The organism is Bradyrhizobium sp. LCT2 (assembly GCF_009931255.1).
In the GTDB taxonomy this organism is placed as follows: Bacteria; Pseudomonadota; Alphaproteobacteria; order Rhizobiales; family Xanthobacteraceae; genus Bradyrhizobium; species Bradyrhizobium diazoefficiens.
This window is the reverse complement of sequence record NZ_CP034432.1, coordinates 123,590-149,559: the sequence shown is the minus strand read 5'-3', so window position 1 is coordinate 149,559 and position 25,970 is coordinate 123,590. Positions and strand designations below refer to the sequence as shown.

Genomic DNA, 25,970 nt, shown 5'->3' with positions numbered 1-25,970 from the left:
CGGCATGACCGATCAACGCATCACCTCCACTCCCATCGATCCCGCGAAACTCGACCGGCTGGCCGAGGTGGCGGTGAAGGTGGGCCTGGGCTTGCGGCCGGGACAGGATCTGCTCCTGACGGCGCCGGCGATCGCGCTGCCGCTGGTGCGGCGGATCGCCGTTCATGCCTACAAGGCCGGCGCCGGTATCGTGACGCCGATCCTGTCGGACGAGGAGATGACGCTGGCGCGTTACCGCCACGGTCACGACAACAGTTTCGATCGCGCCGCCGGCTGGCTCTATGAGGGCATGGCCAAGGCATTCTCCGACAACACCGCGCGGCTCGCCATCGTCGGCGACAATCCGATGCTGCTGTCGGGCGAGGATCCGTCCAAGGTAGCGCGCGCCAGCAAGGCCAACTCGATGGCCTATCAGCCGGCACTGGAAAAGATCGTCAATTTCGACACCAACTGGAACATCATCGCCTATCCGAGCCCATCATGGGCCAAGCAGGTGTTCCCCAACGATCCCGAGGACGTTGCGATCGGCAAGCTCGCGGATGCGATCTTCGCGGCCTCCCGCGTCGATCGCGAGGACGCGATGGCCAATTGGGCGAGCCACAATGCGGTGCTGCGCGAGCGCACCAACTGGCTCAACGGCCAGCGTTTCCGCGCGTTGCAGTACTCAGGCCCGGGCACCGATCTCACCATCGGCCTTGCCGACGGCCATGAATGGGAAGGCGGCGCCTCCCTGTCCAAGAACGGTATCAGCTGCAACGCCAACATCCCGACCGAAGAGGTCTTCACCACGCCGCATTGCCGCCGCGTCTATGGTCATGTCGTGAGCTCGAAACCGCTGTCCTACCAGGGCACGCTGATCGACAACATCGCGGTGCGCTTCGAGGACGGCAGGATCGTCGACGCGAAGGCCTCGCGCGGCGCCGAGGTGCTGAACAAGGTGCTCGACACCGACGAGGGCGCGCGCCGTCTCGGCGAGGTGGCGCTGGTGCCGCATTCCTCGCCGATCTCGCAGAGCGGGCTGTTGTTCTACAACACGCTGTTCGACGAGAACGCGGCCTCGCACATCGCGCTCGGCCAGTGCTACTCGAAATGCTTCGTCAACGGCGCCCAGCTCACGCCGCAGCAGATCGCCGCGCAGGGCGGCAACCAGAGCCTGATCCATATCGACTGGATGATCGGCTCGGCCGAGACCGACATCGACGGCATCCTCGCCGACGGCAGCAAGGTGCCAGTGTTCCGCAAGGGCGAGTGGGCGAAGTAGTTTGCTTCACCTCTCCCCGCTGGGGAGGGGTGAACGTCCTCGCAACGGTCTCTCCTGCTCTCACGCCGCCGCGTTGCGCAGCATCGGGTTGTTGTCGATGCTGAAGCGGTTGAACAGCGTCGTGAACGGGCTGCCGTCGGTGGTCCGCACAATGGCGTCGGAAGCAGCCACCGCCTCGTAGAGCGCACCGACCGGATCGTCCGGCTCGGGCAGGTCGAGGCCCTTGCGGATTTGCTCGCGGGCCTCGTTGACCTCATCCTCGTCGTCGAGGGTCGCCTCCAGTGCATCCGCCGCGCGCCGCATTTCCGCGAGGTCGCCGCCCGCGGAGAATTTCAGAATGTCGAGCCAGTAGGGCCGGACGACGACGAGCTGGATGAAGGCCTCGAACGTACCAGCGATAATTCCTGCGCGGCCCTCCGATGAGACGTAGAGCACATTCTGCGACGGCAGCAGCACGAACGCGCCGCCGGAGCCGTCGCTGCCGACCTGCCGGGGGCCTTCGATGCCGTCGATGGTAAACCAGGACTCATCATCCGGCGTGAAGGAGATATCAAGGCTCCCGAGCCGGGCGACGACCTGGCTGTTGGCTGTCAGAACCTCGGGCGTGAGGGGCATCAGCACGGCTCCTTTCAGGTCACTTCGCGCATTTTGTCGCACCCCGGAAAAGATGGGTTCATGTGCGCGAATTTGCAGGGAAATCGCGGCGTTAGCTGCTTCGCACATGCAACTTGCGGCTGATTGTCGAGGCCTGCGTAAGAAAGAATTAAAAGCCGATCACTAGCGTTGTGTACATCATTGGAAACAATCCGGGCCCCGACCCGGCCAAAAACCTATTCTATCCCCTGGGGAAACAGATGTCGCGCGCATTGATTGAAATTAGTAGTTGCAATGTGGATCTCGAGCTGCGGCCGATCGAGCCGTCCTGGATCATCGAAGGCAATCCGGTGTCGCGCTCGCACATACTGTCCACCAGCGCGGACGGTACCGCCTCGACCATCATCTGGTCCTGCACCGAAGGGCGCTTCAACTGGTACTACGACATCGACGAGACGATCATGATCATGGAAGGATCGATCGTGCTCGAAAGCGACGGCATGCCGCCGAAGCGCTACGGTCCCGGCGACGTCATCTTCTTCCGCGACGGCGCGCATGCCAAATGGCATGTCGAAGGCCACGTCAAGAAAATCGCTTTCTGCCGCAAGACCAATCCGGTGATGATCGGTTTCCTGATCCGCGTCGTCAACAAGCTCAAGCGGATGTTCGTCTCCACCGGCGAGCGCCGTCCCGCCTCGCTGATGGGCGCCGGCTAGCGCACGCCCGGACCAAGACTTTTCGAGGACGCTTCCCAGCGGCTACGACGGAAGAGGGGTCGGGACCAACATCCCGGCCCCTCTCTCGTCATGACGGCAAGTCGAGCCGGTAGATATCGGTCGCGGTCTGCGAGAACAGCGCCGTCTTCTCGGCCTCGCCCAGAGGCGCCGCGATGCGCTTGAAGGCGTTGAAGATCACCTGATAGCTGCACTGGCCCTTGTCCGGCGGGAAATTGCTCTCGAACATCGCGCGCCTTGCGCCGAACGCCTCGATGCAGGTCTCGATATAGGGCCGCCAGGCCGCGGCAAGCTCCTCGGAGGACGGTGGGCTCTCGCGCAGATGGAAATCGTAGCCCAGCAGGCACATCGCGAGGCCGCCGAGCTTCACCACCACGTTCTCGCATCTGGCGATCTCGCGGATCGAGGCGCGCCATTGCGGAAACACCTCCTCGCGCCGCCCGGCAAAGCGGCCGACGCCGGCCGGACCGCCGCAATGGTCGAGCACGATCCTGGTGTCGGGGAAGGCGCGCGCGAGCTCGATCAGCTCGCCGATCTGCGGATGGAACAGCCAGGCATCGAAGCTGAGGTTCAGCGGCGCCAGGCAGGCAAAGCCTTTGCGGAAGGTCGGATCCTGCAGCAGTCCTTTCGGCCGGTTCGCGTACATGCCCGCGACGACAGGATCTTGGTCCCAGGCGGAGGAATGCCGGATGCCGCGGAAACGGCCGTTGCCCGCCGCGATCTCGGCTTCCAGCACCGGCTTGGCGGCGTCGCCCAGCAGCAGGTTCACATGGCTGACGATGCCGGCGCAGATCGCGGCCGTGCCGTAAGCACCGCTTGCGCTCATTGCGGCGACACCGTTGGCGAACTCGACTTCGCCGACCGGCCGGAACGCCTCGGGCCCGTGTGCGCGATACATCGAGCGGCAGTCGACATAGACAGTGGCGACGATGTTGTGGCCGGAGCCGATATCCGCCGCCATCTCCTCGATCAGGTAGCGGTGCCCGCGATTCCACAGGTGATGATGGGGATCGACGATCGGCCGCGAGGGATCGATGATCTCCTCCTGATGCAGCGCGAGCCAGTCCTCGCGCGGCTCGACGAATAGCCCGCTCGTGTTGGCGGGTAGACCGCTTGCAGCCATCGGCGTTCGCTCCCTCTATGTTTTTTGTGGCGGGAGCCTAGCATCTCGTCCTTGCGCCCGGCAGCGCGCGTTGCTCAGAGCACCATAGCAACGGCGGAGGAGGTGCGCTCCCTCTCCCGCTTGCGGGGGAGGGTTGGGGTGGGGGTGTCTCCACAGAGAGATTCCCAGTGTGGAGAGAGCCCCCACCCGCGCCTTCGGCGCGACCTCCCCCGCAAGCGGGAGAGGTTGCAGCGAACCCGTGGCCCGATCGATTCAGTCAAAATCCATTCGACTTAACCCTTGCGTCGCCTCGCCCTCACATCGACCACAAGTCGCCAATCGGCTGCGGGAGCCGGCTTGACCTCGCCGAGCCAATGGAAGGAGTCGTCCGCGATCTCCGTAAAGCTCCAGCGGGTCAGGTCGCCCGCGTCGGTCTTGCCTTCCTGCACGATGTCATCGCCGCGCGGACGGCCGATCTGCTGACGGAACACGCTGCGGCCGGGATCGAACCAGGAGATCCGCCACGCATCGATGGTCGGATCGTAGACCCGCAGCGTCGTGCCGTACCAGTTGCCGGCGATCGGAAAGGCGGGGCTGCCGCTGGAACGGGGAATGATCCAGACGTCCTGGACAGCGCGGCCTTCCAGCACCCAGCCGAAATGGATTTCGCCGGGCGCGGTGTGTTTCGTTTCATCGGGGCCGCGGGCGGTGATCTCGGCATCCCAGTCGCCGACGAAGCGGCCGTAAAGCCGGAGCGCTGCCGCGTGCTCGGGGTTTGGTCCATCCGCGTGCAGCAGTCTCGCAAAGTCTGTCATGTCGATCTCCTGTTGCGGAGAGATCAGCACCAATGGGCGCCAGCAGGCTTGGAGAAAATTGCGCCTCAGACGCCGTCGAGGATGATCACCGTCGGCTTCGAGGGCAGCGCATCGCGCGACATGCGGAAGGAGCGCTCGAGGCGCCGGTCGATCTCGAACTGCTGGCCGATCCGGCGCATGAAATCGTCGAGCGGGGTGGCGAAGCGGTGCATCGGCAGCACCACGGAGGCGCGCAGCCGCTTGGTGATCTCGGAGATGCCGTCCAGCGACATGGTGTAGGTGCCGTCGATCGGCACCATCACGATGTCGAGCCGCCCGATCTGGGCGAAATGGCTGTCGTCGAGCTTGTGGTGAAGGTGGCCGAGATGGCCGATGCAGAGGCCGGCGACCTCGAAGATGAAGATCGAGTTGCCGTCGCGGATCATGTCGGTGCCGGCATCGTCGCCGAAGTAGCGGCGGATGTCGGTCGTGACGTTGCGGATGAAGGTGTCGCCGATGCGCTCCGACACGATGGCCGGCTTGCCGTCCTCGCCCCAGCCGTGCAGCACATGGGGAATGCGTTTGTCGGGGAATAAAGAGTAATGCGTGCTGTGCGCCCGGTTCATGGTGACGACGTCGGGCAACCGTCCGATCTGATAGGCGCCGCTATAGTCTGTGGCGATGCGCAAGCCGCCGGGCGTGTCGATGAAATAGGTGGAGTGGCCGACATAGGTGATCTCGACCTCGGCCGCGGCTGTCGCCTGCCGGAAGGCGACCGGCATGGCGCGGGGCGCGGTGTTGGCCATCGCCAGGCATTCGCTGCGCTGGGGCTGCTGCTGAGCGAGGGCAGGCGAGAGGAGCGCGCCGAACAGCGCCAGAGCGGCCGAAACAAGTCGCCACATATCCGTCCCCGATGACTTCAGGAGAAAGTCTAACGCGCAATGCAGCGCGGGGCCAATGGGCTTCGATCAACAGCGCGTCAGTATCGCAGCTGTCATCCGCGCCGCTTATTCGCGTCTTGGGCTGAATTTCCAGGTGATGGCGACGAGGCTCGCGGTGATCAGGCCGCTGACGAGGCCGGCGAGGGGGAGAGCGAGCAGCAGCGCAGCGGTGGCGGCCCAGCCGATCGAGGAGAAGGCCTCGGCAAAGGTCGCAAGCCGGGAAGAGGTCTGGCGGCGGCGGAATTGGCTGCGCCGGGCCTGCACCCGGAACCAGAGCTGGATTGCGGTCGCGGAGGCCGCACTGATGATGATCGCACCGGCACTGACCGCGGCCTGGATCGGCGAGGCAAACGCCAGCGCCGCGACCAGCGGGCAGAAGATGACCGCGATCGCGATCAGCACCACCTCGATCTTGGCGCGGATGACGCTGGACGGCGTGAGCGGCGCGGTCGCGACGAGGTCGGGAGCGTCCTCGCCCGAGATCGTCAGCCAGGCCAGTCCGCCGGCAAGCTGTCCCGCCGCCATCACGATCACGGGTGTGATCAGCGTCAGTGCGGCAGAACTGTCGGCAAAGCTGCGCCAGAGCAGCAGCGCCGGCGGCACCAGATAGAGCAGCTGCATCAGGGTCTGCGAGATCAGCCAGGGATCGCGCCAGAGCAGCGAAAATTCCTTGCGCCGCAGCGCCTGCTGCCGCGATCCGCCGCGGAACGGGCGCTGCTTCGCGCTGCGGCGGCCGGATGTGCCGTACGCCGCGGCATCGATCGCGGTGTCGGCAAAGCGGCCCGAGAAGATCGCCATGACGCTGCCGAGCAGCACCAGTCCGAGCGCGAGAAGCAGCAACAGCGGCTCGCTGTCGCCCAGGGCCGCCCGCGCCGGCCACCACCAGATGCTGTCGGCGTCGGGGGCGTGTTCGGCAAAGGTGCCGGAGGTCAGGATGGTGAAGCGCGACAGCGTGCCGTAGGACATGATCGCGGCGACCTGGAGCGCGATCACGAAGCCGGCGCCGATGATGGCGGCGAGGATCTGGGCCACGAAGCGCGTCCGCGCCGGACCGATCAAGCGGAACAGCAGGATGGTGACGGCAATCGCGATCGCCGCGGCCGACAGGCCCATCGCGACCACGACGCCGAACGCCGCAAGCCAGCGCGGTCCGCCGCCGATCACCAGCACGTCGATGAAGGGTGTCGAGAACAACAGCGCCAGCACCGTGACGGCGAGCGCGATCGCGGCAATGCGCACCGAGAACAGGTTGGCCAGCGTCGCCGGCGAGGACATGATCAGATCGAGATCGGCGCGGGCGTAGAACACGCGCGTCACCGATTCGATCGCCTGCGACAGCATCAAGGTCCAGGCCAGAAAGATCGTCGCCGTGATCACGATCAGCGAGGATTTGTCGAGCGGCAGTTGCAGGTCGGCGACGCGGCCGATCACGGCCCAGGCCGGCACGTGGAGGAGCGCTGCGAACAGAAGCAGGCCGATGACGGCGACGCGCGTTCGCTTGCGCCGGCCGCCGGTCATCATGGCGAGCCATTCGCGCCAGGCGAGCCGGAGCTCGTGGCGGGCAAACCAGGTCAGCGCGGTCGCCGAGCTCATGCGGCTTCCTGGAGCGTCACCAGCGCGATGAAGAGATCTTCCAGGCTGGTGTCGGCATGGCCGTTCTGCTGGCGCAGCTCGGTGAGCGTGCCTTCGGCGACCAGGCGGCCCGAGGCGATCACGCCGATGCGGTCGGCCATGCGCTCGGCAACCTCGAGGATGTGCGTGGTCATGATCACGGTGCAGCCGGTGCGGACGCGCTCGCTCAACAGCCCCTTCACATGGCGGGCGGACACGGCGTCCAGCCCTGTCAGCGGCTCGTCGAGAATGATGAGGCGGGGATCGTGCACCAGCGCGCCGGCCAGCGCCACCTTCTGCCGCATGCCCTTGGAAAAGCCCTCGCAGCGCTCGTGCCGGTGCGGCTCGAGCCCGAGCGAGCTGAGCAGCCCCTCGGCGACCGGTTCCGAGGCGGATGGCGCGATGCCCCACAGCCCGGCGACGAATTCGAGGTACTCCAGCGGCGTCAGCTTGTCGTAGATCATGGGCTCGTCGGAGACCCACGCCATCACCTGCTTGGCGGCGACCGGATTTTGGAGCGCATCGATGCCGAAGATCGAGACCGCGCCGGCGTCGGGCCGCAAGAGGCCCGCAACCATGCGCAAAGTGGTGGTCTTGCCAGCGCCGTTGGGGCCGACCAGGGCGTAGAATTCACCGGCGTGAACTGTGAGGTCGAGGCCGTCGACCGCCGGACGGTCAAAACGCTTCGTTAACCCTCGGACTTCGAGCGCCGAGCTGTCCGGCTTCATGACGGCCACACCATCCGGTTTTGCATCGCCCGCGACCATGACCCGAAGATGTTTCGGCACGGTGAATCACACTGCCGCAAATTCCGTCATCCGTCTTGGACCAAAGGCAAGTCACCGTTTGTTGACAGCGCTTGGCGGTTCAGGCTGAATTGGCGCCGGGACAAATGGCGCTGACGCAGCGAAACGACTGCGTAGCGACTGGACACAAGATGCGACGAGGCGATCGAAGAACCGCCGGTTGCGTCAGGAGGAAGCGCGGCGATGCTGGATTTCGTTCAGCAGCTGGTCAGCGGTGTTGCGCTCGGCTGCGTCTACGGCCTGATCGCGCTCGGCTTCGTGCTGGTCTACAAGGCGACCGAGGTCGTCAACTTCGCCCAGGGCGACCTGATGATGCTGGGCGGCTTCTTCGCCTTCACCTTCATCGGCATGATGGGCCTGAACTACTGGATCGGCTTTGCCGGTGCGGTGGCCGCGATGGCGCTGTTCGGCATGCTGGCCGAACGCGTGGTGGTGCGGCCGATCCTCGGCTATCCGCAATTCTCCATCATCATGGCGACCATTGGGCTCGGCTACTTCCTGCGCTCGATCGCCGGCATGATCTGGGGCACCGATGATCTGAAGATCGAGACGCCGTTCAGCCAGGGCGTGCTGCGCATCGGCTCGCTGGTGCTCGCCTATGACAAGCTCTCGGTGATCGCGGCGACGATGATCCTGTGCACGCTGCTCTGGCTCTTCTTCAACAGGACCACGCTCGGCACCGCGATGCGCGCCAGTTCCGAGAACATGCTGGCGGCCTATTACATGGGCATCCCGGTCAAGCGCGTGGTGTCGATCGTCTGGGCGATCAGCGCGGCGGTCGCGACCTGCGCCGGCGTGCTGCTGGCGCCGATCACCTTCATTCACTCCAATGTCGGCCTCGTGCTCGGCCTCAAGGCATTCCCCGCCGCGGTCCTCGGCGGCTTCGGCTCGATCCCCGGCGCGGTGGTCGGCGGCATCCTGATCGGCGTGATCGAGAGCATGGCCGGCTTCTATCTGGCCGAGGGCTGGAAGGACGTCGCGCCCTACGTCGTGCTGCTCGCCGTGCTGCTGCTCAAGCCCGAAGGCCTGTTCGGCCTTCACGTCCGCAAGAAGGTCTGAACGCCATGCGCTTCCTGTTCAAGACCGACTACGAAGACGACATCAAGCTGTTCCCGCATTCGGGCTATTTCGTCTCCTACGGCATCCTGCTCGCGCTGCTGCTGATCGCGCCTTACGTGCTCTCCAGCTATCTGATGAGCCAGCTCGTCTTCGTCTGCATCTATGCAACCGTCGGCGTGGCGCTGCTGATCCTGACCGGCTTTACGGGGCAGGCCTCGCTCGGGCATGCCGCGTTCCTCGCGATCGGCGCCTACACGGCGGCCTATTTGCAGAAATACAACGTGCCGTTCCCGGTCTACTTCCTCGCCGCAGGCCTTCTGACCGGCATCATCGGCGCGATGGTCGGCTTTCCCGCGCTGCGGCTCCAGGGCATCTATCTCGTCATCGCCACCATCTCCTTTGCCCTGATCGTCGAGGAGATCCTGGCGCGCTGGGAGAGCGTCACCAACGGCAACGAGGGCATGCGGGTCAAGACGCTGTCGCTGCTCGGCGTCGCGGTGCCGCGCGACAGCCCGACCTTCTATTTCCTGTGTCTCGCCGTGCTGGTGCTGACCATCGTCGGCACGCTCAATCTGCTGCGCTCGCCGACGGGCCGCGCCTTCGTCGCGATCCGCGACAGCGAGACCGCGGCGCGCAGCATGGGCGTCAACGTCGCGCTCTACAAGGTGAAGTCCTTTGCGATCTCGGCGGCGATCACCGGCTTTGCCGGCGTGCTGTTCGCGCACAAGCTCTCGTTCATCTCGCCGGAGATGTTCACGCTCCAGCTCTCGATCGAGTTCATCATCGTGATCCTGATCGGCGGCAGCTTCAGCCTGCACGGCGCCGTGCTGGGCGCGATCTTCATCGTGATGATCGACCCGTTCCTGACCTATTTGAAGGACGACATGCCCGGCATCATCGCCGGCATTGCCGCCGCTTTCGGCGCCGGCACCCAAGGAGCGGCCGACGTCCAGTCCAAGGTCGCGGCCTTCGCCTCGCTCAACGGTCTGAAGGGCGCGATCTACGGCATCATCATCGTGCTGTTCGTGCTGTTCGAGCCGCTCGGGCTCTACGGCCGCTGGCTCAAGATCAAGCTCTTCTTCCAGCTCTTCCCGCTCTACAAGCGCGCCACCTTCAAGCGGCAGAAGATCTACGTGAAGTCGGAGCGCAACCGATGAGCTATTTTCGCGCCGAGAACCTGTCGCTGCATTTCGGAGGCCTCAAGGCCGTCGATGCGGTGTCGTTCGCGGTGGAGAAGGGCGAGATCCTCTCGATCATCGGGCCCAACGGCGCCGGCAAGAGCTCGATCTTCAACCTGATCTCGCGCATCTACCGGCCGACCTCGGGCCGCATCTTCTTCGAGGACCAGGACATCACCGAGCAGCCGCCTTACGATATCGCAAGACTAGGCATCGCCCGCACCTTCCAGAACATCGAACTGTTCGAGAACGCGACGGTGCTGTCCAACCTCCTGGTCGGGCGCCACCGCCATTCCACCACGCAGCTCTGGCAGGAGCTGCTGTTCCTGCCGAGCGTGCGCGCCAACGAGAAGCTGCATCGCCGCCGGGTCGAGCAGGTGATCGAGTTCCTCGATCTCGAGCCCTATCGCGACAAGCTGATCTCGGGCCTGCCCTACGGCGTGCGCAAGGTGATCGAGCTGGCGCGGGCGCTGTGCTCTGAGCCGAAGCTGATCCTGCTCGACGAGCCGTCCTCCGGCCTCAATGTCGAGGAGACCGACGACATGTCGTTCTGGATCCGTGACATGAAGAACGAGCTTGGCGTCACCGTGCTGATGGTCGAGCACGACATGTCGCTGGTCAACCGCGTCTCCGACCGCGTCATCGCGCTGAACTATGGCCGGGTGCTGGCGATGGGCTCGCCGGCCGAGGTGCAGCAGCACCCTGATGTCGTCGCCGCGTATCTGGGAGCCTGACGCGATGGATGCCGCGGCGACACCGGACATCATCCTGAAGCTTTCCAACATCGAGAGCTATTACGGGCCGATCATGGCGATCCGCGGCATCTCGCTGGAGGTGCCGCGCGGCCGCATCGTCACGCTGCTCGGCGCCAACGGCGCCGGCAAGACCACCGTGCTGAAGACGATCTCCGGCATTCTCGATCCGCAGAAGGGCGCGATCGAGTTCATGGGCAGGCCGATCCAGCGCATGGAGGCCGACCGGATCGTGCGGCTGGGCCTCAGCCACGTGCCGGAGGGGCGGGAGGTGTTCCCGTTCCTGTCCGTGCGCGAGAACCTGATGATGGGCGCCTATCCGCGCAAGGACCGTGGCGGCGTCGCGGAGGATCTGGAGCGCGTCTACGGCTATTTCCCGCGGCTGAAGGAGCGCATCGACCAGCCGGCCGGCCAGCTCTCCGGCGGCGAGCAGCAGATGCTCGCGATCGGCCGCGCGCTGATGAACCGGCCGACCCTGCTGCTGCTCGACGAGCCCTCGCTCGGCCTGTCGCCGTTGCTGGTGAAGGAGATCTTCACCATCATCCGCCGCGTCAACGAGGAGCAGGGCATGTCGATCCTGCTGGTCGAGCAGAACGCCAAGGTGGCGCTGGAAACGGCGCATTACGGCTATGTGCTGGAGATCGGCCGTATCGTGATGAACGACACCTGCGACCGCTTGATGCATTCCCAGGACATCCAGGAATTCTACCTTGGCGCCAAGGAAGCGGGCGCTCGGGGCGAACGGCGCTGGAAAAAGAAGAAGACGTGGCGTTAAGGCAAGACTTGGCGTTAGATGGGGTGCCCGTCCGCAAGACATAGACCGCCGGCAAGGCAGGCAGCGGAGGGGAAGCGACAAGGAGGAGACGCGCATGGCCCGACCGGCGGTGCTGACGGTCGCTGATACGATCGCGAAAAGCTTCTTGCGCGCCGCGGAAACGCGGGGCGACAGGCCGGCGATCCGCGAGAAGAAGTTCGGCATCTGGCAGCCGACGAGCTGGCGCGAGTGGCTGGAGATCTCGAAGGAGATCGCCTACGCGCTTCGCGCGATCGGCTTCATGCCCGGCGACGTCGCCTCCATCATCGCCAATGCCGTGCCGGAATGGGTCCATGCCGACATGGGCATCCTGTGCGCCGGCGGCGTCTCGTCCGGAATCTATCCGACCGATGCCTCGTCCCAGGTCCAGTATCTCGTCAACGATTCCGGCACGAAGGTGATCTTCGCCGAGGACGAGGAGCAGCTCGACAAGATCCTCACCTGCCGCACACGCTGCCCGTCCCTGCAAAGGATCGTCGTGTTCGACATGGAGGGCCTCAGCGGCTTCTCCGACGACATGGTGATGTCGCTCGACGAGTTTCGCGCGCTCGGGCGCAACCATATGGTCGGGCGCGAAGCACTGTGGCAGGAGATGATCGACAGCCGCGGCCCTGAAGATCTCGCGGTGCTCGTCTATACCTCCGGCACGACCGGCCCGCCCAAGGGCGCGATGCATGCCAACCGCAGCGTCACGCACCAGATGCGGCATGCCAACGACTTCATCCCGGCGCGGGAGAACGAAGACCGGCTGATCTTCCTGCCGCTCTGCCATGTCGCCGAGCGCATCGGCGGCTACTACATCTCGGTCGCGCTCGGCTCGGTGATGAATTTTGCCGAAAGCACGGAGACCGTGCCGGACAATCTGCGCGAGGTGCAGCCGACCATCTTCCTCGCGGTGCCGCGCATCTGGGAAAAATTCTATTCCGCCATCACCATCGCGCTGAAGGATGCGACGCCGCTCCAGCAATGGGTCTACCGCCGCGCCATCGGGATCGGCTACCGCATGGTCGATTGCCGGATCGAGGGCAGGGCGCCGCCGCTGTCGCTGCGCCTCGCCAACCAGCTCGCCTACCGGCTCGCCTTTCGCAACATCCGCCGCATGATCGGGCTCGATCGCTGCCGCATCGCCTTCACCGGCGCGGCGCCGATCGCGCCGGAGCTGATCCGCTGGTATCTCGCGCTCGGCATCGACATGCACGAGGTCTACGGCCAGACCGAGAATTGCGGTGTCGCCACCATGATGCCGGCGACGCGGATCAAGCTCGGCTCGGTCGGCACCGCCGTGTCCTGGGGCGAGGTCGCGCTGTCGCCCGACGGCGAGATCCTGATCAAGGGCGACTTCCTGTTCATGGGCTATCTGAACCAGCCGGAGAAGACGGCGGAGGCCATCGATCCGCGCGGCTGGCTGCACACCGGCGACGTCGGCACCATCGACAACGAGGGCTTCGTTCGCATCACCGACCGGATGAAGGACATCATCATCACCTCCGGCGGCAAGAACGTCACGCCGTCCGAGATCGAGAACCAGCTCAAATTCTCGCCCTACATCTCGGATGCGGTGGTGATCGGCGACAAGCGGCCGTACCTCACCTGCCTCGTCATGATCGATCAGGAGAACGTCGAGAAGTTCGCCCAGGACCACGACATCCCCTTCACCAACTATGCGAGCCTGTGCCGGGCGACGGAGATCCAGGACCTGATCTGGCGCGAGATCGAGCAGGTCAACGTCAATTTCGCCCGCGTCGAGACCATCAAGAGGTTTTTCCTGATCGAACGCCAGCTCACCCCGGAGGACGAGGAGCTGACGCCGACCATGAAGCTGAAGCGCAGCTTCGTGAACAAGCGCTACGCTGCCGAGATCGACGCCATGTATCGCGAACGTGCGGTGGCGTGAGGCGCGCGGCCGGAAGGCCGTGCGCAAGGAGACGCTGAAATCAGCGAAGGAGCGATGGCCAACCCTTCGCGCAACAAGGGCCAGGGAGAGGAGACGTCAATGTCGAAATCGTTCAGGGCGTTCGGCCTTGCGGTGAGCGCGGTGGTGCTCACGCATCTGCCGGCCGCAGCACAGACCAAGGTCACCAATGAAGGCATCTCGGCGACCGAGATCGTGATCGGCACCCACCAGGATCTGTCGGGGCCGATCAAGGGCTGGGGCGTGCCGGTCTCCAACGGCATGAAGATGGCGGTCGAGGAGGTCAACGCCGCCGGCGGCGTCAACGGCCGCAAGATCCGGCTGGTGGTCGAGGACAGCGGCTACGATCCGAAGAAGGCCGTGCTGGCGTCGCAAAAATTGATCGAGCGCGACAAGATCTTCGCGATGGTGGGACCAATGGGATCGCCGACCGTGCTCGCGGCGCAGGACATCCTGCTCGACGCCGGGGTGCTTCAGCTCTTCCCGCTGACGGCGGCGGAGTTCACCTTCAAGTTCGATCCGGCCAAGCCGCAGGAGCGGCTGAAGTTCAACAACCTCCTGCCCTATGTGGAGAGCACGCGCGCCGCGCTCAAATACATGATGGAGTGGAAGAGCTTCCAGAAGCCCTGCATCATGCACCAGGACGACGAGTACGGAAAGAACGTGCTCGACGGATTCAACCAGCAACTGGCTGTGATGAAGGTGCAGCCGGCCTCGATCACGAGCTACAAGCGCGGGGCCTCCGACTTCAGCGCCCAGGTCGCGAAGATGAAGTCCGACGGCTGCGACCTCGTCGTGCTCGGCGCGGTGCTGCGCGAGCCCATCGGCGCCATGACCGAGGCCAGGAAGCTCGGCTGGGACGTCACCTTCCTCGGCGCGACGCCCGTCAACGTGATGGAAGTGCCCATGCTCGGCAAGGAAGCAGTGGAAGGCCTCTATGCCGCGTCGGGCTTCGAGATCCCGTATGAGGACACCGCCAAGGGCAAGGTCCACGACTGGCTCGTCAACTACAAGAAGATGTTCAACACCGACGCCAACACGCAGGCGATCATCGGCTACAACGCGGTGATGACCTTCGCCTTCTATGCGCAGAAGGCGGGCAAGGACCTCACGGGACAGAAGATGCTGGACTCGCTCGAGTCGGGCGAGAAGTTCCTCGACATCTTCAGCTCGCCTCCGACGAAGTTCTCCAAGACCGACCACCTCGCCAACACCATCACCCAGGTGCAGCAGGTCAAGGGCGGCCGCTGGGTGCTGGTGAAGGACAATCTGATGTTTTGATGCGTCTTCGCCTCTCCCCGCGTGCGGGGAGAGGCCGGAATTTGCGGGAGCAAATTCCGGGTGAGGGGGAGTCTCCGCGAGTCCATCTTTCACCGTCTTTGCGGAAGCTGCCCCTCACCCCAACCCTCTCAGCGCGAGCGGAGCTCGCCGCGGCCCCGCGAAGAGCGGGGAGAGGGAGAAGAAACACCTACGATCCCCCGCCCGCGGTCCCCGAATTCACCGGTGCCAGCTCGTCTTCACGGCAGCGCCAGCCGTCGCCGGCTTTGACGAAGGCGAAGGTGCGCTGGATCCTGAGGCGGCGCGTGACGTTGAAGGCGTCCGCGGAGCGCTCCTTGTTGCCGGCGGCTCCCGGCTGCGGACGACCCGTCCTGGCGTCCCAGCAGGTGCCGGTGCAGGTGGAGGCGACCTTGCTGCATGTGGCGAAGGGCGCCAGCACGACCATTTCGATCTCGCCCGTGACCTGCGCCTCCTGGTCGCTCACCTGGCTGTCGACGGCGTAGACGCGGTTGATGCGCAGGAAATTTCCGCAGGAATTGGCCGCGTGAATCCGCGCGGCGCAGAAGTCGACGGCGTCGGTGTCGGGCGACCGGGCCGCGACCTGCCGGCCGAACACCTTTTTGGGATCGCTCTTGGCGGCGCGGATCTCGTCGGTCTTGTGTGCGAGGTAATCGGCGAGGCAGCTCTCCGCCGATTCGAGCTCTTGCAGTGGCACGTTCTCCTTGCCGACCAGATTGCATCTGCGGTCGCGCTCTCGCGTCCACCGGCCGTATTCAGCGAAGGCAAAGCGGGCCGCAGTCGGGTCCAGCTTGCCGATCAGCCCGAGCACCTGGCCATTGAGCTCCGTTTCGGCGAGCGCCAGCGAGGGGTCCGCGCAGATCAGTGCGCCCGCGGCCGTATTGGCGGCGAGACAGTCGAAATCGGGATCACGCAGGATCGTGGCGCGCTCCTCGGTCACCTTGAGGAGACACGCCTTCACCCGGTCGAAATCGTCGGCGCGGATCCGGGTCTCGCCGACGATGCCGCAGCCGAGATTGCGCTGGCGGCCCCAGATGGCGTTCTCCTCGATGGCCGGCAGGCGGTCGGGCAGGCGGGCGAGCCGCGCTTCGATCGCCGTGCCCAGCTTCTCGGCGGCGGCGGCAAGCTCGGCGTCACCGCAGATCAATTGATTGCCGGGGTCGCGAATCTGCTGGCAGTTGTTCCTGGCGAACAGCGGCAGCTTGTCGGCGATGGAGCGGTCGGATGGGCCGGATTGCGCGAACAGGGGTGCCGCGGGCGCCAGCAGCGCAAGCACAATCAACCCGATGAACCGCATTCCAGTCGCCCCCGCCTTGCCGGAGGCATGCTAGCGCCCCGGATCGCGCGGTGGAATGAATTTGTGGGGCGGCGCTTTGCGCCGACCCGTTGGCTCTATCCGGCTACAAGCTAGCTCAGTGCGCCTCGGCCGTGGCCATCGAGAACCGCACCGGCTCGTCGACATATTTCAGCACGGCCGACTGGTACAGCACGAACAGCGGCTGGTAGCCCCGCGAGTCGTCGTCCTCGACCATCGCCATGCGGCGGTTGTCCAGCATCAGCCAGTGTCCGTCGAGCTTTGCCGCGGCAACCGCATGCTCCTCGCCGGCGCGGATGTCGCGCACCACGACGACGCGGAGGTCCTCATTGGCAACGCCGGCGAGCCGCAGCGCGGCCAGCTTGGCGATGGCATAGTCTTCGCAGTCGCCGGCGCCGCGCTGGAAGGTCGCAAGCGGCGAGCTCCAGACGTCGTCGGCGCCGTCATTGGCAGCGCGGATGGCGAGGTTGATGGCGCGATTGGTCTCGCCCAGCCGGGCGCGGCCGTCGCGGGCGCGGGCCTGGTCGACGATGGCGAGCAGCTTGAGCGCCGCAGGCGATGCGCAATTGTCGCGGTCGCCGTCGCACAGCGCGAGCTGCACCATGTCGTCGTCGAGCCTGGATTTCAGCGCGGACCATTTCTGCTGGAGGCTGCCGGACGAGATGGCAAAGGCGAACACGCCGAACGGTTCGGCGGATTTGCGCACGAGGACGCCGGCGCCCGGCGACAGCAGCGTGCCGGCGCGGAGCTCTGCGGCCGATCCGAGCAGGACCAATCCGCACAGGACAAGGATTGCGCGCCAGGCGCGCGAGCGAGCAGCGGTCTCCATCTGACATCCCCTTCCGGCTTCGCCAGGTCCCCCTCGACCTGTACGTGCCGGGCTTTGTTGCTTTCGCGGAGATAGTGCGAGACGGGCCGTTTTGTTCTGCTTAATGCGCCCGGCAGGGGCCCCAAAACCGTGGGACAGGCTGAAACGGCTCTGCCCAAATTGCGTAAAATTTTTACGAATCGGGGACTAGGAGGTGTCCGGTCGCCGCGAAATGGAAACAATTGCAGGCAGAAGTTGCAGGTAGGCTGGTTCTGGCGCCTATGGCTAACGACCCGCTATTTCACGGGTTCTGTTAGTTGGGTCACAGATTTAGTTCCGTATTTCCCGCAGGATGCCCCGGGGTTCCACGAAGAAAAGATGACATGAGTATCTGCCGCTTGATCTATACGGCAGTTTACTTTGGATGACTGAGAATGTGCGAAAACAGGCCGACTTCAACTTCAGAATACTGCAAGGAATACTTTGTCCTCACCATGAGGGCACTGCTCCTCGAGGGCTCCGATCGTCAAGTGACGCGAAATCACACAAGCAATAGATGGTTTCGCTAAGGATTTAGTAATGCTATGCAAGCTTAGGCGGTTGATACTTACTTAAATTTTAACCCTTTTTACGGTGCCCGGTTGAATTACGCTGGCAAATTTGACGCCGCGATCTTCTTGGACGGCCAGGGTTCCCACTCGCCCGCCGATCTCCATGTCGATTCCTTTACCGCCAAGCCCTTCATCGCGAAGGCGCACGGCCACGTGCCTGATGGCGCGTTCGTGGTTCCCGACCCGAACCTGATCTTCAACGGCGAGTTCAAGCGCGCAGGTCTCGACCTCGTGCTGTCCCATGAGGGCCACGAGTTCGTCGTTCACGATTATTTCAGGGGCGACAAGCGCGCCGCGATCGCCTCGCCCGATGGTGCCCACCTCACCGGCGACGTCGTCAATGCCCTCACCGGCCACGTGCAATATGCGCAGGCCGCGCCCGGCATTGCCGCGGCCCAGGTCATCGGCCACGTCACCAAACTCTCCGGCAGCGCGACCGCGATCCGCAACGGCGTTTCGGTCATCCTGAACAACGGCGACAATGTCGAGAAGGGCGACGTGGTCTCGACCGGCGCGGATTCGACGCTCGGTATCACCTTCATCGACGGCACCGTGTTCGGCCTGTCCTCCAATGCGCGGATGGTGCTGAACGAGATGGTCTACGACCCCAACGGGTCGAACAACTCCTCGCTGCTCAGCCTGGTCGCCGGCACCATCACCTTCGTCGCCGGCGAGACCGCCAAGCACGGCGACATGAAAATCGACACGCCGGTCGCCACCATGGGCATCCGCGGCACGGCGGTGCTGACCCAGATCAACTTCGTCGTTCCCGCCGGCGGCGGCGATCCGCAGCCGCAGGCGAGCTTCCAGGTGCTGGTCGAGCCGAACGGCACGACGGGCTCCTACATCCTGTTCGACAAGGTCACGCTGCTGCCGATCGCGACGGTCAATCAGGCCGGCCAGATGATCCAGATCAGCGGCGGCAACGTCTCGATCACCAACGCGCTGATGTCGCCGGACATCCAGAAGCTGATCACGGACGTGTTCACGCTGAAGTTCACCGACAACAACACCAACACCAAGCTGACCACGAACTTCACCGACACGATCACGCAGACCGGCAACATTGTCGTTATCAAGACGGACACCGGTGCCACCGCGACCGCGACCTTCACGAATCTCAATCAGCCGGGTTCGGAGGGGGCGGGCCATAATCCGGCGACCAGCACCCGCATCCCCGGGCCGCCCCTGCGTCAAAGCCTCGATCTCGACGGCAATGTGAAGACGGCGTTCGCGCTGACCGAGCACGCGAACGCGACCGGCGATACGACGCCCGATACGATCTCCGGCCGGATCACCTTCGTCGACCAGAACCTGGGCGATCAGCCGACGGTGAGCATAAGCCTCGGTGACGCGCCGAACTACGTCTACAAGACCGCCGGCCAGCAGGATGTCACCGGCACACTCTCTGCACTCCAGAAGCAGGACATCGCGGCGACGCAGATCGATATCCAGGTCGCCGCCGCCGCCGGCAACAACAATAACGGCTCTGCGGTCTGGACCTATACGATCCCCGACCACGTCTTCGACTTCCTGGCGGCGGGCGAAACGCTGACGCTCACCTACAGGGTCCGCGTCGACAACAATTTTTCGGTCAACCCCGAAGCGTCGTTCATCGACATCACCATCACGATCACCGGCACCAACGACAAGCCGGTGATCACCACCAGCGTTCCGACCATCACCTTCGAAGGCGGCACCAGCAAGCCGGGCGGTCCGCTCACCAGCGATGTGCCGACGTCGGGTACGCTGAGCTTCGACGACGTCGATCTCACCGACAAGCATACGGTGTCGGTGGCGCTGACCAGCGCGACCCTGCCTGATGGCAGCACCGTTCCGCCGGGTCCGCTCGCCGCGTTCCAGAGCGCGATGTCGGTCGCGATCGCGGCGGGTGCCGACAGCACCGGGGACGGCACCGGCACCATCAACTGGTCGCTGGCCGACCTTCCCGTCTACCTCGCCGACTTCATTCCGAAGGGCGAGGTGCTGACGCTGACCTACACCGTGACGCTCAAGGATTCGCAGGGCGCCACCTCGCAGCAGACCATCACCGTCACGATCAAGGGCACCGATGCGCCCGCGGTGGTGTGGATCGCGACCGACCACGCGGGCGCGCCTTCCGGCGGTTTCTGGAAGGACGCGGCGAACTGGGAAACCGGCACCGTCCCGACCATCAATGACGACGTCATCGTCATCACCGATCAACTGCACGGCCTGACCCCGTCCTATCCGGTGACGATCGACAGCGCGGCCTATGCCAGGTCGGTGACGATGAACGATTTCGGCGGCCCGCCGCCGAAACTGATCAACCAGAGCTCGCTGACGATATCGGGCGCGCTCAACATGGGCGCGGACTCGATCCTCATCAACGCCGTGACCGGCACGATGTCGGTCGGCGGCAAGGCCAAGATCCTCGACACGAGCGTGCTTACCAATGCCGGCTATCTGACGCTCCAGGGCGGCGGTGATTTCGCCAACGGCACCACGATCAGCAATTCGGGCACGATCGAGCTGTCGGGCGGCACGTTGAACATGCTGGCCACGATCCACAATGCCGGCGGCACGCTGAAGGCCGATGCCGGCACGATGCTGATCGTCGATACCGCGACGGTCGACGGCGGCACCGTCACCATTCTGGGCACGCTGGAGCTCGACGGCACCAGCCTGATCGAGCACGGCGCGCTGAACAATTCCGGCACGGTCAACGTCAAGGGTACGGCCGAGTTCGCCCACGAAAGCGTCTCCAACACCTCCACCGGGACGATCAAGGTGCTGGCGAATGGCTGGCTCACCGTCGATCAGGGCACCAGCGTCGCCAACGCAGGCCACATCACCGTCGATGCCAGCGGCAAGCTGACCGTCAACGGCGCGACGATCGGCGGAGCGGGGCCGGTTATCGGCGGCGGTGACGATGAGGGGGGGCCCGTCCTCAACGCCGGCATCCGCGGCACAGGCGTGATCACCGGCAACGGTGAAATCGACCTGACCGGCAACGCCGTCCTGAGCGACGGCATCCTGAACAACAATGCTGTCCTCAACGTCAGCGGCAGCGGCAATGCGCTGAGCAATGAGGGCGTCAACAATGCCGGCACGATCGAGGTGCTGACGAACGGCGCCCTGGCCATCGACCAGGGCTCGACCGTCAATAATTCGAGCGGCAACGTTATCGTCGATGCCAATGCCGCGTTGACCCTGGACCACGCCACGCTCAGCGGCGGCGCCATCAAGGGCGGCGGCACCATCGACGTCACCGGTGCCAGCAAGATCGACGGCGGTGCCATACTCAGCGTCACTGCGGTCACCGCGGGTGCCGCGCTGACGCTGGATGGCGTCACCGTGTCCGGGACTGATATCACCGACAATTCCAGCATCGAGCTCGACAACACCGTCAAGCTCAAGGACGGCGCCAGGATCCAGGGCGGAGCGGTCGCCAACACCGGCACGCTCGAGATCGCCGGCGCCGCGACGCTGCTCAACGATATCCTGACCAACACCAGCCATGTCATCAAGATCGACGATGTCCAGACGCTGACGCTGTCCGGTACCGAGATCACCGGCGGCACCATCGACAATTATAGCGGTGCGCAGGGCGGCGCGATCGACGTCACCGGCAACAGCAAGATCGACGGCAACGCAACCCTGAACAAGGGCACGGTCACGGTCGAAAACGGCGTCACACTGACGCTCGACGATGCCACCATTGCGGGAGCCACGATCGGCAATGGCGGCACCGTCAAGGTCGATCCCGGCAAGAAGCTGACCCTGGCGGGTGCGAGCCTGACCGGCGGCGCACTCTCCGTTTCGGGCACGCTGGATTCGTCCGGGGCGACCACGATCACCGATGCTGCCATCACCAGCAACGGCCTGATCGAGGCGGTTGGCGGCCTGTTGACGCTTGCCACGATGACCTCGGCCACCATCGCCAACGCCGGCACGCTTCAGGCCAATGGCGCCGAGCTCGACATCGACCACGAGGCCGTCACCAACACCGGCACGCTGGCCGCGATCAATGGCGGCACGCTGAAGCTGATCGCGATGACGGTGACCAACGGCACCGGCGCGGTTTCGGTCACATCAGGCTCGACGCTCGATCTCGTCGGTGCAGTGATCGATGGCGGCACGTTGACGATCGCGGGGACGCTGGAATCGACCGGCACGAGCGCGATCCACAACGCCGATATCACCAATACCGGCACGATCGCCGTCACCGGCGGCACGCTGACGGTCGATCCCGGCGTCCTTCACGCGATCACCAATCACGATCTGATCGAGGTGGTGAACGGCGCCACGCTGAAGCTGATAACCGCCACGGTGGCCAACGCCGGCGGAACGATCTCGATCGACGCCGCGTCAAAACTCCATCTGTCCGACGTTTCGATCAATGGCGGCAGCCTGAGCAATTCTGGCAATCTCTACGGGGTCACCGGTCTCAACACGATCTCGGCGGCGGTCACCAACACCGGCACCATCGAGGTCCAGGCCGGAACGTTGAACCTCTCCGGCGGCCTCAGCGGCGTCGGCGCGGTGATCATCGACAACGACGCGATGCTCGAGCTCGGCGGTGCGGACGCGCAGACGGTCCTCTTCGCGGGCGGCTCCAACACGCTCAAGCTCGACGATACAAGCCACGCCTTCAGCGGTACCATCAGCGGTCAGGCGTCAACGGGAGGCACCTTCACCATCACCGGTGATGCCAACATTGAGGCATTAAGTGGTGATGCGGTCGACTTCACCGCCTCGGGTGGGTCGCCCGGTAGCCATGGTGACATCATTCTCACGCCCTCCGGTGCACTGACCGGTGCGGCCAATGGCGTCGTCGTCACGCAGAATGGCACAGGCGACATCTCGCTGACGGCGACCGGCAACATTACCGGCAGTGCCGGTAACGGCATCACGTTGCGCGACAGCCAAACGGGCTCCGGTGCCATCACGGTCAACAATCTCACCGGCAAGGCGACCGGCTCCGGCGCGAATTCGGTCGGTGTGCTGGTCGAGAACCTGAACACCGCCAACGGCGGCGACATTTCGATCACCCAGCTTGGCGGCGCCGCGGGCGGCGCTTACGGCATCGATGCGCACACTGAGGGTGGCGGCGACATTACCATCGACGCCGGCGGCACCATCACGGGGAACTCGATCTACGGCATCCGCTCGCGCAGCTATGGCTCAGGCAGCACGACCGTCAGGACGGAGGCCGGCAGCGTCGTCACGTCGGGAAGCTCCGGCGTTGTCGCAGTCAATCGCGCGAGCACGCTCCTGGCCTCGGATCACAGCTCGATCACCGTCACCAACTACGGCACCGTCAACTCTGGTGCGAGCCTCAATCTGAGCGGCAACGCGCCGGCTGGCCTCGAGGCCGGCTACCTCGGCGCGGCGACTGGCTTTGGCGCCAACGCCAACGTCTATGGCAACGTCGTCGTCAACAACTACGGCAATGTCACCGCCGCGGGCGGCTACGGCATCCACGCCTACAATTACGGCAATGGCGACGTCACGGTGAACGACGGCGCCGGCACCACCGTCATCGGTGCCGAGATAGGTATCCGCGCCCAGGCGCTGAACGGCGGTAGCGGCAACGTCACCGTCACGCTCGCTGCCAATGCCTCGGTGAAGGGCACGACCAGCTACGGCATTCTCGCCTATAGCATCGACCAGGGCGACATCAGCGTTACCCTGGCGAGCGGCGATAGCGTCATCTCGGGCAGCTCCGGCATCGTGGCGGTCAACTACGCTGCGGCGATCGCAAGCGGCGTACACAGCACGATCTCCGTCGTGGCGCACGGCACCATCCATTCCGGCTCGGCGCCGAACGGCGATACCACCACGCCGGGCGCGATCATCGCGGGCTACAAGCCGGGTGGCAGCGGCGTCTTCTCGAACGCCGTCAGCGGCGACGTCACCGTCACCAGCGATGCGACCATCATCGCGGATGCCGGCTACGGCATCGAGGCGTTCACCTGGGGCGTCGGCAAGGTCACGGTCACGACCGGCGCGGGCTCGTCGATCACCGCGGCGGGCACCGCGATCGGTGCCTTTGATCACGGCGGCGGTGACGTCAGCGTCACCAACAACGGCTCCGCCACCGGCGCGGTCGGCCTGTCCGCTTTTGCCGCGGGCGCAGGCGCTGTCACCATTGTCAATAACGGCCATATCACCGGCACCAGCAGCGTCGGCATCAGTGTCAATCAGAACGCCGTCGCTCCGGGCGATCCGGCCGCGACCGGCTCGACGCATATCACCAACACCGGCTCGGTCGTGGGCGCGACCGGCCATGCGGCGATCTTCATCCAGGAGAACGCGAACGGCCTCGCGACGATCGACAATTCCGGCACGATCGGGCCGGCCGTCGCCTCCACCGTGACCTCCGCGACTTATGCGATCGTCGAGACCGGCGGCGCCGTCATCATCAACAACACCGGCCACATCAACGGCAACATCTCGGTCGCGAGCGCGACCTTCAACAACAATGCAGGCGGCATCTGGACCGTCGGCGGCAGCAGCGTCTTCGGCAACGTGTCCTCGATCGTCAACGCCGGCGAAATCGATCTGCTCAATGGCGCCTCGATTTCGGTGAACGGAACGGGCATCAGCAATTCCGGCGACATCGACAGCTGGGGCGCGGCGTCGATCACGGGCACCATCGTCAACAGCCATCTCATCGAGGTCCACACCGGAACGCTGACGCTGTTCGGCTCGCTGACCGGCGCAGGCTCGGTCACGATCGACGCCAATGCGACGCTCGAGATCAAGAACCTGGTGTCGCAGACCGTCACCTTCGCCGGCGCCGGCGGCGAGCTCGAGATCGACACGACGACCTTCGGCGGTTCGATCGCCGGCTTCGCCGCCAACGAGAAGATCGACCTGTCGACCATCACCTGGGACGGCGGGACCACGGCGACCTATGACGCCCTCACCGGCAATCTCGTCGTGAGCGATACGCATAACCACAGCATCACGCTCAAGCTCATCGGCAGCTACAGCGACACGCATTTCATCACGAGCAGCGACGGAAACGGCGGCACCATCGTCGAGATCGCCCCGGTCGATGAATGGACCAATCCTGCCGGCGGCGACTGGAACACGGCGTCGAACTGGAGCCTGGGCGTGCCGGGGGCCAGCTACGACGTGAAGCTGCTCGCCGGAGGCGAACCCTCCACCGTCGACAGCGCGGCCAACGTCACGATCCACGACCTCACCGTCGACTCCGGCGTGACGCTGCTGACCGAGCCCGGCACCGTGTTCACGGTGAAGGGCGACGTCGTCGACAATGGTCTGATCGAGGCGGGCCCGTTCTCCGGAAACAACGTTTCGAACATCGACATCAAGGGCAATGTCAGCGGCACCGGAGCGATCGAGATTTCCAACAAGGCCGTCGTGGAGATCGAGGGCTCCGTGTCGGGGATCGTCGTCTACTACGACAACGGCCTGGGCACCCTTGTCCTGGACCATGCCAAGGATTTCCACGGGCTCATCTCGGGCTCTCCGGCCGGAGCTCCGCTCTCGTCCGGCAATCTGATCGACATGAAGGATCTCGCCTGGACGTCCTCGATGTCGGCGCAAGCCCAGTACAATTCGGACACCAACATCACGACCGTCGACTTCTACAACGGCGCGACCACCGTCACCCTGTCGTTCCTCGGCAAGGACCTGAATTGGACCCTTCAGAGCGACGGTCATGGCGGCACCACCGTTTATGATCCGCCCGCCGACACGCCCATGACGATCGAGACCGGCGCGGTGCTGAACCTCAGTGAGGCTTCCGCACAGAGCGTGACCTTCGCCAACGGGACCGGAACCACCGGCACCTTCGCGATCGAACACGCCGCCGATTTCACCGGCGTCGTCAACGGCTTTGCGGGCGACGGCACCACCGCCAATTCGGATCTCCTCGACCTCAAGGACATCGGCTTCTCGAGCCTGACCGGGGTGACCTACACCGAAAACGCCGACCATCTGGGCGGCGTGCTGACGCTGTCCGACGGGACCGACACCGCGACCATCAAGTTTGCCGGGAGCTACAGCATCGACAGCTTCCATTTCGCAAACGACGGCAACGGCGGCACGCTGGTCGTCGATCCGCCCACGGGACCCACCCTGGTCGGAACCGACGGGCAGGACCAGTTCTCCTTTACGAATTCGACGCTTCCGGTTCAGAGCACGATCGTCGATTTCGAGCTGGGCCAGGACAAGATCGACCTGCAGAAGTTTGCCAACATCCACTCCTTCAGCGATCTCGGCATCACGCAACAGGGAGCCGACACGCTGGTCACGCTCGACGATCACCAGTCGATCCGCCTGAAGAATCTCGTGGCGAGCAGCCTGCATGCCGGCGATTTCATCGTCGCGAACCATGCCTGACGGTCATTCCCCCGGTTCGGCTAC

The 25,970-nt window shown here is 64.7% G+C and carries 17 protein-coding genes; 9 read left to right on the top strand and 8 right to left on the bottom strand.

Annotation, left to right across the window (positions count from 1 at the left end):
- The first annotated feature begins 4 nt into the window (after positions 1-4).
- Entirely contained in the window at positions 5-1,261 is a 1,257-nt protein-coding gene (locus EI171_RS01570; protein ID WP_011090664.1) for an aminopeptidase, read from the top strand.
- A 60-nt stretch (positions 1,262-1,321) separates the two neighbouring features.
- Here the strand turns inward: EI171_RS01570 and EI171_RS01565 are convergent, their stop codons facing one another.
- Positions 1,322-1,984 (bottom strand): hypothetical protein, encoded by a 663-nt coding sequence (locus tag EI171_RS01565; protein WP_083860063.1) that lies wholly within the window; start codon positions 1,982-1,984, stop codon positions 1,322-1,324.
- A 131-nt stretch (positions 1,985-2,115) separates the two neighbouring features.
- Here EI171_RS01565 and EI171_RS01560 point away from each other — a divergent pair, with 131 nt between their 5' ends.
- Positions 2,116-2,571 (top strand): cupin domain-containing protein, encoded by a 456-nt coding sequence (locus EI171_RS01560; protein ID WP_038966115.1) that lies wholly within the window; start codon positions 2,116-2,118, stop codon positions 2,569-2,571.
- An 88-nt stretch (positions 2,572-2,659) separates the two neighbouring features.
- On the opposite strand, the gene EI171_RS01555 is transcribed toward EI171_RS01560, so the two are convergent.
- From EI171_RS01555 to EI171_RS01535, 5 genes are all read right to left on the bottom strand, one after another.
- Positions 2,660-3,712, bottom strand: a complete 1,053-nt coding sequence (locus EI171_RS01555; RefSeq protein WP_011090661.1) for an amidohydrolase — start codon at positions 3,710-3,712, stop codon at positions 2,660-2,662.
- Between the two features lie 272 nt (positions 3,713-3,984).
- Positions 3,985-4,506 carry a hypothetical protein gene (locus tag EI171_RS01550; protein WP_038966118.1) on the bottom strand — a complete coding sequence of 174 codons (522 nt, stop codon included), beginning with the start codon at positions 4,504-4,506 and terminating at the stop codon, positions 3,985-3,987.
- A 65-nt stretch (positions 4,507-4,571) separates the two neighbouring features.
- Entirely contained in the window at positions 4,572-5,387 is an 816-nt protein-coding gene (locus EI171_RS01545; RefSeq protein ID WP_161532392.1) for an MBL fold metallo-hydrolase, read from the bottom strand.
- Positions 5,388-5,492: 105 nt separating this feature from the next.
- Positions 5,493-7,019 carry a permease gene (locus EI171_RS01540; protein WP_161532391.1) on the bottom strand — a complete coding sequence of 509 codons (1,527 nt, stop codon included), beginning with the start codon at positions 7,017-7,019 and terminating at the stop codon, positions 5,493-5,495.
- Positions 7,016-7,765, bottom strand: coding sequence for an ABC transporter ATP-binding protein (locus EI171_RS01535; RefSeq protein ID WP_028173716.1), 750 nt, complete (start codon positions 7,763-7,765; stop codon positions 7,016-7,018). Before EI171_RS01535 ends, EI171_RS01540 begins: the two co-directional genes overlap by 4 nt.
- A 261-nt stretch (positions 7,766-8,026) precedes the next feature.
- Between EI171_RS01535 and EI171_RS01530 the strand changes: the two genes are divergently transcribed.
- From EI171_RS01530 to EI171_RS01505, 6 genes are all read left to right on the top strand, one after another.
- A complete protein-coding gene (locus EI171_RS01530) occupies positions 8,027-8,902 on the top strand; it encodes a branched-chain amino acid ABC transporter permease (RefSeq protein WP_161532390.1) in 876 nt (291 codons plus the stop codon).
- 5 nt (positions 8,903-8,907) lie between these two features.
- Positions 8,908-10,059 (top strand): branched-chain amino acid ABC transporter permease, encoded by a 1,152-nt coding sequence (locus EI171_RS01525; RefSeq protein ID WP_060908933.1) that lies wholly within the window; start codon positions 8,908-8,910, stop codon positions 10,057-10,059.
- Positions 10,056-10,814, top strand: coding sequence for an ABC transporter ATP-binding protein (locus tag EI171_RS01520; protein WP_011090654.1), 759 nt, complete (start codon positions 10,056-10,058; stop codon positions 10,812-10,814). Before EI171_RS01525 ends, EI171_RS01520 begins: the two co-directional genes overlap by 4 nt.
- A gap of 4 nt (positions 10,815-10,818) precedes the next feature.
- The gene (locus EI171_RS01515; RefSeq protein WP_060912706.1) at positions 10,819-11,607 is read left to right on the top strand and encodes an ABC transporter ATP-binding protein; all 789 of its coding nucleotides are present in this window, start codon (positions 10,819-10,821) and stop codon (positions 11,605-11,607) included.
- Positions 11,608-11,701: 94 nt separating this feature from the next.
- The gene (locus tag EI171_RS01510; RefSeq protein ID WP_011090652.1) at positions 11,702-13,540 is read left to right on the top strand and encodes a long-chain fatty acid--CoA ligase; all 1,839 of its coding nucleotides are present in this window, start codon (positions 11,702-11,704) and stop codon (positions 13,538-13,540) included.
- 99 nt (positions 13,541-13,639) lie between these two features.
- Positions 13,640-14,839: an ABC transporter substrate-binding protein gene (locus tag EI171_RS01505; protein ID WP_161532389.1), complete on the top strand. Its 1,200-nt coding sequence runs from the start codon at positions 13,640-13,642 to the stop codon at positions 14,837-14,839.
- A 187-nt stretch (positions 14,840-15,026) separates the two neighbouring features.
- Here the strand turns inward: EI171_RS01505 and EI171_RS01500 are convergent, their stop codons facing one another.
- On the bottom strand, positions 15,027-16,151 hold the full coding sequence (locus EI171_RS01500; protein WP_161532388.1) for a lysozyme inhibitor LprI family protein: 1,125 nt from the start codon (positions 16,149-16,151) through the stop codon (positions 15,027-15,029).
- A gap of 115 nt (positions 16,152-16,266) precedes the next feature.
- A complete protein-coding gene (locus EI171_RS01495) occupies positions 16,267-16,998 on the bottom strand; it encodes a transglutaminase-like cysteine peptidase (protein ID WP_161532387.1) in 732 nt (243 codons plus the stop codon).
- A 743-nt stretch (positions 16,999-17,741) separates the two neighbouring features.
- On the opposite strand from EI171_RS01495, the gene EI171_RS01490 reads away from it, so the two are divergent.
- Complete coding sequence (locus EI171_RS01490) at positions 17,742-25,946, top strand: FecR domain-containing protein (protein WP_161536892.1); 8,205 nt, start codon at positions 17,742-17,744, stop codon at positions 25,944-25,946.
- The last annotated feature ends 24 nt before the right edge of the window (positions 25,947-25,970 follow it).

Bases quoted from the DNA above. Each gene is read 5' to 3' on its own strand.
- EI171_RS01570 (WP_011090664.1), top strand. From the start codon at position 5: ATGACCGATCAACGCATCACCTCCACTCCCATCGATCCCGCGAAACTC.
- EI171_RS01565 (WP_083860063.1), bottom strand. From the start codon at position 1,984: ATGTGCGAAGCAGCTAACGCCGCGATTTCCCTGCAAATTCGCGCACAT.
- EI171_RS01560 (WP_038966115.1), top strand. From the start codon at position 2,116: ATGTCGCGCGCATTGATTGAAATTAGTAGTTGCAATGTGGATCTCGAG.
- EI171_RS01555 (WP_011090661.1), bottom strand. From the start codon at position 3,712: ATGGCTGCAAGCGGTCTACCCGCCAACACGAGCGGGCTATTCGTCGAG.
- EI171_RS01550 (WP_038966118.1), bottom strand. From the start codon at position 4,506: ATGACAGACTTTGCGAGACTGCTGCACGCGGATGGACCAAACCCCGAG.
- EI171_RS01545 (WP_161532392.1), bottom strand. From the start codon at position 5,387: ATGTGGCGACTTGTTTCGGCCGCTCTGGCGCTGTTCGGCGCGCTCCTC.
- EI171_RS01540 (WP_161532391.1), bottom strand. From the start codon at position 7,019: ATGAGCTCGGCGACCGCGCTGACCTGGTTTGCCCGCCACGAGCTCCGG.
- EI171_RS01535 (WP_028173716.1), bottom strand. From the start codon at position 7,765: ATGAAGCCGGACAGCTCGGCGCTCGAAGTCCGAGGGTTAACGAAGCGT.
- EI171_RS01530 (WP_161532390.1), top strand. From the start codon at position 8,027: ATGCTGGATTTCGTTCAGCAGCTGGTCAGCGGTGTTGCGCTCGGCTGC.
- EI171_RS01525 (WP_060908933.1), top strand. From the start codon at position 8,908: ATGCGCTTCCTGTTCAAGACCGACTACGAAGACGACATCAAGCTGTTC.
- EI171_RS01520 (WP_011090654.1), top strand. From the start codon at position 10,056: ATGAGCTATTTTCGCGCCGAGAACCTGTCGCTGCATTTCGGAGGCCTC.
- EI171_RS01515 (WP_060912706.1), top strand. From the start codon at position 10,819: ATGGATGCCGCGGCGACACCGGACATCATCCTGAAGCTTTCCAACATC.
- EI171_RS01510 (WP_011090652.1), top strand. From the start codon at position 11,702: ATGGCCCGACCGGCGGTGCTGACGGTCGCTGATACGATCGCGAAAAGC.
- EI171_RS01505 (WP_161532389.1), top strand. From the start codon at position 13,640: ATGTCGAAATCGTTCAGGGCGTTCGGCCTTGCGGTGAGCGCGGTGGTG.
- EI171_RS01500 (WP_161532388.1), bottom strand. From the start codon at position 16,151: ATGCGGTTCATCGGGTTGATTGTGCTTGCGCTGCTGGCGCCCGCGGCA.
- EI171_RS01495 (WP_161532387.1), bottom strand. From the start codon at position 16,998: ATGGAGACCGCTGCTCGCTCGCGCGCCTGGCGCGCAATCCTTGTCCTG.